Origin of the sequence: Hydrocoleum sp. CS-953, assembly GCF_002260545.1 — a bacterium.
Lineage (GTDB): Bacteria > Cyanobacteriota > Cyanobacteriia > Cyanobacteriales > Microcoleaceae > Trichodesmium.
This window is the reverse complement of record NZ_LGSU01001365.1, coordinates 1-11,171: the sequence shown is the minus strand read 5'-3', so window position 1 is coordinate 11,171 and position 11,171 is coordinate 1. Positions and strand designations below refer to the sequence as shown.

The window sequence follows — 11,171 nt, the reverse complement described above, 5'->3', positions numbered from 1 at the left end:
TCTCCCCATCCCTCCCCATCTCCCTATCAAAAAAATGTTTGAGGAGTTCCTGATCAGGGATAGCTTGAAAAAGGGGGGTTATATCATGTCCCGATAATAACTGATAAAAAAGTTTTTGTTTGTAGTAGGGCTTTAACCCTATCTATAATTTGGGGCTAAAGCCCTACTACAAGCTTTAATTATAACTATACTATAATATAATTTTCATATTTAACAATGCAAGAACATCAAAATAACAAAAATTTACATCAAGGCAACTGTCTATTTTGTGGCACAGAATTACGTCACACATTTGTAGATTTGGGAATGTCTCCTCCCTGCGAAAGCTATCGCAAACCGGAACAGCATAATGAGATGGAGGCATTTTATCCTTTACATGCTTATGTTTGTGAGGAATGCTTTTTAGTTCAGTTGCAAGAGTATATTACTCCTGAAAATATCTTTAGCGATTATGCCTATTTTTCCTCCTACTCTGATAGCTGGTTGCAACACGCCAAAAACTATGTTAATCTTGTAACAGAACGTTTCCAATTAAATGACCAAAGTCAGGTAGTGGAAATTGCCAGTAACGATGGTTATCTATTGCAATATTTTGTTGCCAAAGGTATCCCTACATTGGGAATAGAACCAGCAGCAAATATAGCCAAGGTAGCAGTCGAAAAAGGTATTCCCACGGTTGTGAAGTTCTTTGGGGTGGAGACAGCTAGAGAACAAGTTGAGAAGGGAATAAGCGCTGATTTATTGTTAGGTAACAACGTCCTTGCTCATACTCCCTATCTTAATGATTTTGTCAAAGGGATGAAAATCATCCTCAAACCGCAGGGAGTAATTACAATGGAATTTCCCCATTTGATGCGGTTAATGGCAGAAAATCAGTTTGATACTATCTACCACGAACACTTCTCTTATTTCTCTTTCATTACCGTAGAAAAAGTTTTTGCCACTCACGGTTTAACTATTTTTGATGTGGAAGAATTACCCACTCATGGCGGTTCTTTAAGAATTTATGCTCGTCATACGGAAAATATTTCTCAAGCAGTGAGTGAAAAAGTATTAGAACTCAGAGCGAGAGAAGAAGCGGCTGGTTTTACAAACTTAGAAACATATTTTTCCTTTGGGGAAAAAGTCAAAGAAACCAAACGTAAATTGCTTGATTTCTTAATTAAAGCTAAACGCGAAGGAAAATCAATAGTTGGTTATGGTGCTCCTGGAAAAGGAAATACCCTCTTAAATTACTGTGGTATCCGCACTGATTTTCTTGACTATACAGTAGATCGTAGTCCTTACAAACAAGGTCTATTTTTACCAGGAACTCATATTCCAATTTTTCATCCTGACAAAATCCAAGAAACTAAACCAGACTATGTGTTAATTTTGCCCTGGAATTTGCAGGAGGAAATTATGAAACAAATGACTTACATTCGGGATTGGGGTGGTCAATTTGTTGTCCCAATTCCGGAAGTAAAAGTTTACCCTTAATTCAGAAATACTCTGAATTTCAGTAGAGGTAATCCTCTTCCAAAAAGAGAAATGGTTGTTTCCTTAATTGAATATATAAAAGTGGAATAGCCTAATTAAAATTTGCTTAATTAATAGTTTAAAAAAAGGAAAATAAAAAAATGAAAGTAGTTCTATTTTGTGGCGGTTTTGGAACCAGAATGAGAGAATATTCAGACAGCATTCCCAAGCCGATGGTGAATATTGGTTATCGACCAATATTATGGCATGTAATGAAATACTATGCACACTATGGTCATAAAGATTTTATCTTATGCTTGGGTTACAAAGCTGACATGATTAAGAGCTATTTTTTAAATTATAATGAGTGGCTCTCTAATAATTTTACTCTCTCAAATGGGGGTCAAATGCAACTCTTTAATCGAGATATCCAAGATTGGAATATCACCTTTGTAGATACAGGTTTAACTGCCAATATTGGTCAAAGATTCAAGGCAATTGAACCATATCTAGAAGGAGAAGAAGTATTCCTAGCTAACTACAGTGATGGCTTGACAGACTTACATCTGCCAACACATATTGATGATTTTTATAAGCGTGATAAAATTGCTAGTTTTTTATGTGTTAAACCAAGTCAAAGCTTTCACTTAGTTGACATGGATGAACAAGGTTTGGTGAAAGATTTTAAGGATGTCACCCAGCGCGATATTTGGATTAATGGCGGATATTTCATCTTTAAGAAAGAGATATTTAAATATATTAATCAAGGGGAAGAACTTGTCCTGAAGCCTTTTGAAAGATTGATTGCCAAAGAGCAACTTTTTGCTTACAAGTATACAGGCTTTTTCGGGGTTATGGATACTTTTAAAGAGAAGCAACAATTGGATGATATGTATGCTCGTGGTGAAAGACCTTGGGAAGTATGGAGAGATCAACAATTAGAGGTATCCCATGTATGATGGAAATTAAGTTTAACAAAACAGAAGAATCTGAGTACAAAATTCTCTGTTTTGGTGCCCATTGCGATGATATTGAAATCGGCTGTGGAGGTACAGTTTTAAAACTAATTGAAAAATACAATAACATCACCGTATATTGGGTAGTTTTTAGCTCTAATGAGCAAAGAGCGCAGGAAGCCACTGAAAGTGCCAATATCTTCTTAAAAGAAGTATCGGCAAAGAAAATTATCATTAAAAATTTCCGAGATGGCTTTCTGCCTTTCCATGGTATAGAGATGAAAGAGTGCTTTGAACAATTAAAGCAAGAATTTTCACCAGATTTGATTTTCACTCATTACCGTGACGACCGTCACCAAGACCATCGCTTAATTTCTGATTTAACCTGGAATACTTTTAGAAATCATTTAATTTTAGAATACGAAATTCCTAAATATGATGGTGATTTAGGAATTCCCAATTTTTTTGTGCATCTGGATGATATACTCTGTCGCCGAAAAATTCAGTACATTCTGGATGCCTTTCAAAGCCAGAATAATAAGCAATGGTTTATCGAAGAAACTTTTCGTTCAATTCTCAGAATTAGGGGTATTGAGTCTAATTCACCAAGTAAATATGCTGAAGCATTTTATGGCCGCAAAATAGTTTTTTAATCAATTCAGATGATATTCACAGAAACTAAGCTACGAGGCGCATTCATTATCGACTTAGATAAAAAAGAGGATAGTCGAGGTTTTTTTGCTCGTACTTTTTGCGTCAATGAATTTGAAGCTCATGGATTGAAACCTACAGTTGTTCAATGTAACCTTTCTTTTAACAATAAAAAAGGAACTATGCGAGGTATGCATTATCAAAAACATCCCTCCACAGAAACAAAGTTAGTTCGCTGTATCCGAGGGGCTATCTATGATGTAATTATTGATTTACGTCCAGAATCTCCTACTTACTTATGCCATATAGGAGTCGAATTAACATCTGAAAATCACCGGGCTCTCTATGTACCGGATAACTTTGCCCACGGTTTCCAAACCCTAGCTGATGAGACTGAAGTACTATACCAAATGGGTGATTTCTATGCCCCAGAATATGCCTCCGGTTATCGTTATGACGACTCAGCTTTTAGTATTAAATGGCCTTTGCCTGTGAGTGAAATTTCTGATAAAGATTTAGCTTGGTCATCATTTACAAATTCTAATAACTCTCAAGAGAATATAACCGTAACTACATAATTATAAGACTTCAAAGCAATAATTTTGAAAGTCGCTGAGGAATGGCTAAAATGAGTACAATTTTTTTCGATTCTACTATTAGTGATGATGTCAGAAGAGAGCATCTATACAACGGACATCTATTCGTATTTTCTCCTTGTCCTAGCGCGATATCCCTCTGCGATCTTGCCCGTGAAATGGCAGAGGAAGCCTTTGCTCCTTTAGATCCCAGAGAAGCTCAACACAGTTTACCTGTGGAAGATTTTGTGGCGATTTTAGCGAAGCTCAAGCCAGCATTTATCCACCATCCAAAATCAAAACAACTCATTCAGGGGATCTTGCAAGAGAGTGGATGTGACTTAAATAAAACCTACTTTGACGTACCAAGACTGAGAACGGCAACAAGTGATGGCTATCTTAGCAGTGGTATTGCCTATGCTTTCCATCCCCACCGTGATACTTGGTACTCTGCTCCTCAGTGCCAAATTAATTGGTGGCTTCCAGTTTACGAGATTACATCGGAGAATGGCATGGCATTCCATCCCCGATATTGGAGTCAGCCAGTGAAAAATGGGTCAAGGGACTACAATTATGTATGCCCAGTGGAATAAAGAAAGTCGCAAAAATGCTGCGAAGCACATTAAAACGGATACACGCAAGCAACCCCATCCAGAAGAACCTCTAGAGTTAGATCCACAACTACGATTAGTCACAAAAGTTGGTGGGATGATTCTATTTTCAGGGGCACAGATGCATTCTACTGTCCCCAATACTTCAGGCTATACTCGTTTCAGTATCGACTTTAGAACGGTACACTTTGATGACGCGATGGCTCAACGGGGCGCTCCTAATATTGATTCTGCTTGCACGGGAACTTCCCTGGGTGACTTCTTGCGGAGTACTGACTTGTGTCCAATTTCAGATTCTTTGGTCGCGTTATATGACAAAAAATCATTTACAAATGTACAGACTCCCCAAACACCTGCGATTGCTCCTACCGTTGTTAAAACTTAATTGTCATCAATGGAGTTATATTCATGCCAGTTTTAAATAATCAGATTGCAGTTATCACAGGAGCGAGTAGTGGTATTGGCAGATCCATCGCTTTGAATTTAGCGTTACAAGGTGCAAAGCTCGGTTTGGTAGGGCGGAATGTAGAAAGACTGGAAGCAGTTGCTGCGATCGCTCAAAAAACTGCGCCCAAAGTTCTTACCTATAGTATCGATCTGAGTGTAGGTGAAAATATTGGCAAGTTGAAAACAAATCTTGAGCGAGATTTTGGACAGGTTGACTTGCTCATTCACAGTGCAGGAGCATTTTCAATGGGGCTTGTTCAAGAGACTTCTGTTGAAAAACTCGACTGGCTTTATCAAAATAATGTTCGTGCTCCCTATCTTTTGACACAGACTTTACTCCCCATGATTGTATCAAGTCAGGGACAAATTGTGTTTATTAACTCCAGTGTTATCCTAGGTGCAAGGGCTAATGTGGGTCAATTTGCTGCTACCCAACATGCCCTCAAAGCGATCGCTGACAGTCTGCGAGAAGAAGTAAATACTAAACAGGTTAGAGTCCTGAGTATATTCCCTGGACGCACTGCTACTCCTCGACAAGCAAATATTCATGAAATGGAGGGTAAACCCTATCATCCCGAACGTCTCATGCAGCCAGAGGACATAGCTTCTGTAGTCATCAATGCTCTTAGTTTACCTCGAACTGTTGAAGTAACTGATATTAACCTCCGACCGTTTGCAAAACCTATTTAATTAAAATTACATTTAGATAACCATGTTTCTTGAAACACCCATAGTCCCGACTCTAAAAACACAATCATCAAATCAGATGGGTCAAGAACTTTACCAGTTAATCTCTGAACTATATCCTATCTGTCGCAGTATTACAGGAAATGGCTTTAGAGAAACTCTGAAAATTATCCAAAAACATATTCCATTAGAAATCCATGAAATACCAACAGGAACTCAAGTATTTGACTGGACTGTTCCGAAAGAATGGAATATTAAAGATGCTTACATTAAAAACTCTCAAGGGGAGAAAATTGTAGATTTTGCTAATTCAAATCTACATATTATGAACTACAGTATTCCAGTTCATAAAAAAGTATCTTTTGCAGAACTTAAAGAACATTTATTTACAATTCCAGAACATCCCAATTGGATACCTTACCGGACTTCTTACTATAAAGAAAGGTGGGGATTTTGTTTGACTCATAACCAATATTTAGAATTGCAGGATGAGGAATATGAAGTTTATATTGATTCCTCCCTTGAACCAGGTCATCTCACCTATGGTGAATATTTTATACCAGGAAAAACTACAGATGAGGTGTTAATTTCTTGCCATGCTTGTCATCCCTCCCTTTGTAATGACAATCTTTCGGGAATATCAATTGCTGTCTTTTTAGCAAAACATCTCAGTCAAATTACACCATACTATTCTTATCGGTTTGTTTTTATTCCCGGAACCATTGGTTCAATTACCTGGCTATCTGTAAATGAAAAAAATGTTTCTAAAATCAAACATGGTTTAGTATTAACTTGTTTGGGAGATAATGGTAATTTTACTTACAAAAAAAGCCGTCGTGGTGACACTGAAATTGATAATATTGTCTCTTATGTTCTTAATAATACGGCTGAAGATTATAAAATTATCGACTTTTTTCCCTATGGCTATGATGAGCGTCAATATTGTTCACCAGGATTTAATTTAGCTGTAGGCTGTTTTATGCGATCGCCTCATGGCAGTTTTCCTGAATATCATACATCAGCAGATAATTTGACTTTTGTGCAACCCGAATATGTAGCTGATTCTTTCTATAAATGTATGTCGATATTACAGATTCTCGACAACAATAAAATCTATGTAAACCAAAACCAAAAATGCGAACCGCAATTGGGTAAAAGAGGTTTATACAGGGCAATTGGTGGTCAAAAAGATAGTGAATTAAATGAAATGGCAATCCTGTGGGTTTTAAATTTATCCGATGGGGAATATACATTGTTAGATATTGCTAAAAGGTCGGGAATGGCATTTGATGAGATTAAAAAAGCCGCTGATGCATTATTGGAAAATGGTTTGCTATTAGAGAGTAATATCAAGTAACATTAATTAACCGGAATGTAGGGACGTTTCGCTATGCGACATGAAACGCATTTTTGTTATGCAACGTCCCTACGAGGTTGGGGAAAGATTCTTTATTACAGTTATTCAATGAGACATGATATAATATCAAATTCGCTTAATTCGGTATCAAAAATGGGTGTTGCTGAATGGTAATGATTTTTAGATTAAGTATCAACGCAAAACATAAGTTTTTCAATTTTACCTTCAGCTACTTACTATTACATTTCAGCAATGCCAAAAAATGTTCTATCTTCAATAATTGCCAAATCATTGCTAAATCTTTCTCAATTCTCTTCCCTCTTTTTGGGGTAAATGGTCATTTGCCTCTACAACATCTAATCACACCAATGCTATCGGTCTTAATATGACATCCATCATGTCTACTTAAAATGGGATTTCTTCATCGAAATCAGAATCATTTTCCCCTGGTTGAGATTGACCTAAATATTCCTCCGCAGCTTGAATTTTGGCAAAAATAGATGTTCTAGAATCAGATCGTTTTTTCATCAGTCTATCAATTTTGTATTTAGCTTTAATTGCCTCTCGATATTCTTTAGAAATCGGTTTTTCTGGCCAATTAAAATCAGTAACTTTGACAATTGGTAGTCGAGAACCTAATTTTTCTATTGGCATTTCTGGTAATCGGATCAGAAAATATTCTCGCCTACGTCTAATATTTTCTGCCCGATTTTCAATTTCTGCTAATACACCCGCTAACTGACTAGGATGATGTTCAGAAATAGCAACTATAACCTCAATATCATCTAAGGGAATACCTAAATTTTCTGCTTTGGCTAAAAATTCATCGGGAATATGATTTGTGACTGGAGGATTTACCGCAGCAGACATTTCTGCTATAGCTTTTTTGATAGTTTCTTTAGCAGTTTCAACTGTTTGATTATTTGCGGAAATTGTAGATTTTTCACTGACAACATCTTCTAAATTTTGGGTTGCTTCTATTAATAATTTAATCGCCTTTTTTAAATGCTCATAATCCATTTTAAATAATTTTTATTGAGTAAAATTTTGTTAGAGTTTCTGGAGAAATAGCTATAAAATTTTGAGGTTAAAGATAGTATTTTTCGGACTTGTTTTGAGTCATATAAANCTCATAATCCATTTTAAATAATTTTTATTGAGTAAAATTTTGTTAGAGTTTCTGGAGAAATAGCTATAAAATTTTGAGGTTAAAGATAGTATTATGTTATTGGAAATTACAGCATATTTCGGATCAATTATGTACAAGGCGTGAATAGTAAAATTCTTGTGGTGCGGGCATCTTGCCCGCTAAATCGGTAGTTCACGGACAGCGGGAATTGCTGTAAACAGACTGAAAGAAAACAATCTCATAAACTGGTATCCATTTTTATTATTCAAGAGGTTCTAACTCTTGGGTTGATTGCCATCCAGGTTGCCAAAGAGAGCGGTCTTTTAATTGTTTAGCATTTAGCCAAAATCTCACAGTAGAGTCACAGGATGCTACCATTTCAGCAAATACCCATTGACCTTGATTTTTACGATTTACGACTTGGAAATGTCGCCATCCCCAAGTTTTTTTAGTTGCTGTCCATTTAGAACCAAGAAGATAAGGAAATTTTTGTTTTTTTGGCATTTTCAACAAAAAAGAAAGTAAAGATAATTTGTAAGCATTCAGCTATTAACAGTTAGCTTTTAGCTGTTTCATAAATAATGAATATACATTATCTCAGTTAAGGTCAATTTTTTTCCAATACTTTTAATTCTCCTTAAATCTATGAATACTAATTCCTACTCAAAAGGCAATGAATTAACCTGATACCTGACTGCTGAATGCTGAATGCTTACTATAAGTCTAACCTCATTTCATTATTTTCATCAAAGCCAAGATGAGGATATAGAAATTTGCCTTGAGGGGAAGCATGAAGAATAACTTGAGTACAACTAAGAGATTTGAGGTAAGTAATAGCTTCTCCCATCAATTTTTTAGCAATTCCTTGACGGCGATAATCTGGTTCAACATAAACTCCCCAAATATAACCCTGTTTTCGATATTCTGGTTTGAGGATATTGGGATACAAATCAGGCAATATTTGACAGCTAACTGAACCAACTATTGTATTATTTATATCGGCAATAAAGGCTTGATAAAATAGTTGCTGCCTAGCTTGCTGAATATATTCTTTAGTAATTTCTAACCAGTTAGATTGAAGAGACTCTTGAGGAACACCAATATCTTGCCACATTAGATAAAAATGTTTGGCAATTACAGAATTTTCTTGTGAGTTTGCTGTTCTGATATTAATATTTTCTGCCATTGAAACTTTCAATAATTTTAGTTGCCAAACTTATTATTGTAGCAATTTAACTTTGAGCTTATATCCTACTATAGCAATCCTATTTTATTTGTGTATAAAAATCTTACCGCTTTTAGGGAACAGGGAACAGGGAACAGGGAACAGGTACGAGTTTCGGTTTTTTTATCTACTTTTTGATTACCCGCAACCTATGCGCGGACTGCTCATTTTTGGTTAAAAGTACCTATTTGGATACTAGCCTCACAATTAACTTTTTAAGATAACTTAGTTTTGTTAACCTAAACAATATACATTAAATTATGACAGATATGACTGAGCAATATCAGATTGGTTTAGTTATCTATCCAGATATGACTCAACTTGATATAACTGGACCTTTTCAAGTGTTCTCATTTATTCCCAATGCTCAGGTGCTAATGCTTTGGAAAAACTTAGAACCCGTTCGCAGTGCTAATGGTTTGACAATTTTGCCTACTCTCACTTTCGAGCAATGTCCAAATTTAGATGTTCTGTGTATTCCTGGAGGTCCAGGACAAATTGAAATGATGCAGGATCAGGAGGTTTTACAATTTTTACGAGAGCAGGGAAAAACAGCCAAGTTTGTTACATCAGTTTGTACTGGTTCTCTAATATTAGCTGCTGCTGAATTACTGCAAGGCTACCGAGCTGCTTGTCATTGGGCTTTTCGCGACCAGTTAGCAATGTTAGGAGTTGAAGTAGGAACAGAACGAGTTGTTATTGATCGAAACCGAATTACTGGGGGTGGAGTAACGGCTGGTATTGATTTTGGACTNTTAGGAGTTGAAGTAGGAACAGAACGAGTTGTTATTGATCGAAACCGAATTACTGGGGGTGGAGTAACGGCTGGTATTGATTTTGGACTGGCGGTTGCGAGTCAACTTTGTGGGGAAGAAATGGCTAAAACAATTCAACTGTTGTTGGAGTACAACCCTGCACCACCTTTTGATGCTGGTTCTCCAGAAGTAGCAGGAGCAGCTTTAGTTGAACAAGTGAAAGATTTAGGAAAACCAATATTAGAGGCATCTTTGGCAGCAACTAGAAAAACTGCTTTAGCAATTGGATGTGATGTGTGAATTTTTTTTTAAATTAGGGCTTGCTGATTAAATCTCAAAGCATTGAAAGATAAAGGCTTTAGCCTTTTTAGCTCGAAAAAAGTGCCAGCTTTTTGGTCTCTAGAGCTGCAAAAAGTTAGCATTTTAATCGGGCGAGGACGAAAAAATCAAGGGAAAATTCTTCCGACTAACTCCTCTATAATTCCCCATTCCTCCTGACTCCTGACTCCTGACTTCCCCTCCTGGGAGGGGCGGGGGTGGGTTGGCTTAGGAGTGGGTTGACTCCTACCCTCACCCATAAGGCTTTTTCCCAAAATCCTAATTAGTTTTAGTATTCAGTAGTTTGTTTTATATCAATTCTGATTAATCAATCATACTAAAACTGTCTCCCCTTCTAGCCGATCCTCTTTGAAGGGTATCAAGTTGGGGAGGTCTAACTTTTGATAAATTACTTAAGTTGACACTAAACCTGCTGCTTGCAATGCTTCCCACGCTCTGTTTGAACACTTTTCCGGTGTCAGAGTTGCGATCGCTATCCACTGAATTCCTAAAGGTCCAACTTCTGGATCGTCACTACTAAGCTTGGTTGGTTTCGGTTCGACTCTACACTGATAAATAATATTTAAAGCATGAAGTAGCTTCCCTTCTCCTTCAGGGAAAAATTCCTCTGCTATTGTCAGCAGTCGTTCTACTTGAAAATCTGTAATCCCAGTTTCTTCTTTTATCTCTCGTGCTAGTCCTTCCATTAGAGTCTCTTGTGGTTGTAAACCTCCTCCTGGTAAGTCCCAACAATTAGGCTGTGGGTCTGTCATTTGATGCAGTAATAACACTTGAGCATCTGCCACAAATAATCCTAATACTGCTACTCTTAATCTTACTTCTGATTGCATTTTTCTGAATTCATCTCAACTAAATCTATTTCCCATACTAAACATTAGGGAGAATACTCAAATTAATATTGATTTCCAATTTTCAGCTTATACTCCTCCTAAAATATAATATTTTTTCATAGTTAATATTAGTTGTTTTTATATATTATTA

12 protein-coding genes and 2 pseudogenes are annotated in these 11,171 nt (G+C 36.5%); 10 read left to right on the top strand and 4 right to left on the bottom strand.

The window, feature by feature from the left end:
* Positions 1-216 precede the first annotated feature (216 nt).
* The 8 genes from AFK68_RS26305 to AFK68_RS26275 all read left to right on the top strand — a co-directional run bounded on the left by AFK68_RS26305 (position 217) and on the right by AFK68_RS26275 (position 6,742).
* A complete protein-coding gene (locus AFK68_RS26305) occupies positions 217-1,479 on the top strand; it encodes a class I SAM-dependent methyltransferase (protein WP_094676442.1) in 1,263 nt (420 codons plus the stop codon).
* Positions 1,480-1,619: 140 nt separating this feature from the next.
* Positions 1,620-2,417, top strand: coding sequence for a glucose-1-phosphate cytidylyltransferase (locus AFK68_RS26300; protein ID WP_094676440.1), 798 nt, complete (start codon positions 1,620-1,622; stop codon positions 2,415-2,417).
* Positions 2,381-3,067 carry a PIG-L deacetylase family protein gene (locus tag AFK68_RS26295; RefSeq protein WP_210407635.1) on the top strand — a complete coding sequence of 229 codons (687 nt, stop codon included), beginning with the start codon at positions 2,381-2,383 and terminating at the stop codon, positions 3,065-3,067. The genes AFK68_RS26300 and AFK68_RS26295 overlap by 37 nt, the downstream gene beginning before the upstream one ends.
* A gap of 9 nt (positions 3,068-3,076) precedes the next feature.
* Positions 3,077-3,643, top strand: a complete 567-nt coding sequence (gene rfbC, locus AFK68_RS26290; RefSeq protein WP_094676436.1) for a dTDP-4-dehydrorhamnose 3,5-epimerase — start codon at positions 3,077-3,079, stop codon at positions 3,641-3,643.
* 50 nt (positions 3,644-3,693) lie between these two features.
* Positions 3,694-4,233, top strand: coding sequence for a hypothetical protein (locus tag AFK68_RS39875; RefSeq protein WP_210407634.1), 540 nt, complete (start codon positions 3,694-3,696; stop codon positions 4,231-4,233).
* Positions 4,193-4,636 carry a hypothetical protein gene (locus AFK68_RS39870; RefSeq protein WP_210407633.1) on the top strand — a complete coding sequence of 148 codons (444 nt, stop codon included), beginning with the start codon at positions 4,193-4,195 and terminating at the stop codon, positions 4,634-4,636. The genes AFK68_RS39875 and AFK68_RS39870 overlap by 41 nt, the downstream gene beginning before the upstream one ends.
* 23 nt (positions 4,637-4,659) lie before the next feature.
* Positions 4,660-5,388 (top strand): SDR family oxidoreductase, encoded by a 729-nt coding sequence (locus AFK68_RS26280; RefSeq protein ID WP_094676434.1) that lies wholly within the window; start codon positions 4,660-4,662, stop codon positions 5,386-5,388.
* A gap of 22 nt (positions 5,389-5,410) precedes the next feature.
* Positions 5,411-6,742 (top strand): DUF4910 domain-containing protein, encoded by a 1,332-nt coding sequence (locus AFK68_RS26275; RefSeq protein ID WP_094676432.1) that lies wholly within the window; start codon positions 5,411-5,413, stop codon positions 6,740-6,742.
* Between the two features lie 405 nt (positions 6,743-7,147).
* On the opposite strand, the gene AFK68_RS26270 is transcribed toward AFK68_RS26275, so the two are convergent.
* The 3 genes from AFK68_RS26270 to AFK68_RS26260 all read right to left on the bottom strand — a co-directional run bounded on the left by AFK68_RS26270 (position 7,148) and on the right by AFK68_RS26260 (position 9,057).
* Entirely contained in the window at positions 7,148-7,762 is a 615-nt protein-coding gene (locus tag AFK68_RS26270; protein WP_094676430.1) for a hypothetical protein, read from the bottom strand.
* 370 nt (positions 7,763-8,132) lie between these two features.
* Positions 8,133-8,375: a TIGR02450 family Trp-rich protein gene (locus AFK68_RS26265; protein WP_094676444.1), complete on the bottom strand. Its 243-nt coding sequence runs from the start codon at positions 8,373-8,375 to the stop codon at positions 8,133-8,135.
* Positions 8,376-8,586: 211 nt separating this feature from the next.
* Complete coding sequence (locus AFK68_RS26260; RefSeq protein WP_094676428.1) at positions 8,587-9,057, bottom strand: GNAT family N-acetyltransferase; 471 nt, start codon at positions 9,055-9,057, stop codon at positions 8,587-8,589.
* A gap of 299 nt (positions 9,058-9,356) precedes the next feature.
* On the opposite strand from AFK68_RS26260, the pseudogene AFK68_RS46545 reads away from it, so the two are divergent.
* Positions 9,357-9,850 (top strand): annotated as a pseudogene (locus AFK68_RS46545) (DJ-1/PfpI family protein); the annotation flags it as partial.
* 1 nt (position 9,851) lies between these two features.
* Positions 9,852-10,151, top strand: a pseudogene (locus AFK68_RS39860) (hypothetical protein); the annotation flags it as partial.
* Positions 10,152-10,582: 431 nt separating this feature from the next.
* Here the strand turns inward: AFK68_RS39860 and AFK68_RS26250 are convergent.
* Positions 10,583-11,020: an NUDIX domain-containing protein gene (locus tag AFK68_RS26250; protein WP_094676424.1), complete on the bottom strand. Its 438-nt coding sequence runs from the start codon at positions 11,018-11,020 to the stop codon at positions 10,583-10,585.
* Positions 11,021-11,171 lie beyond the last annotated feature (151 nt).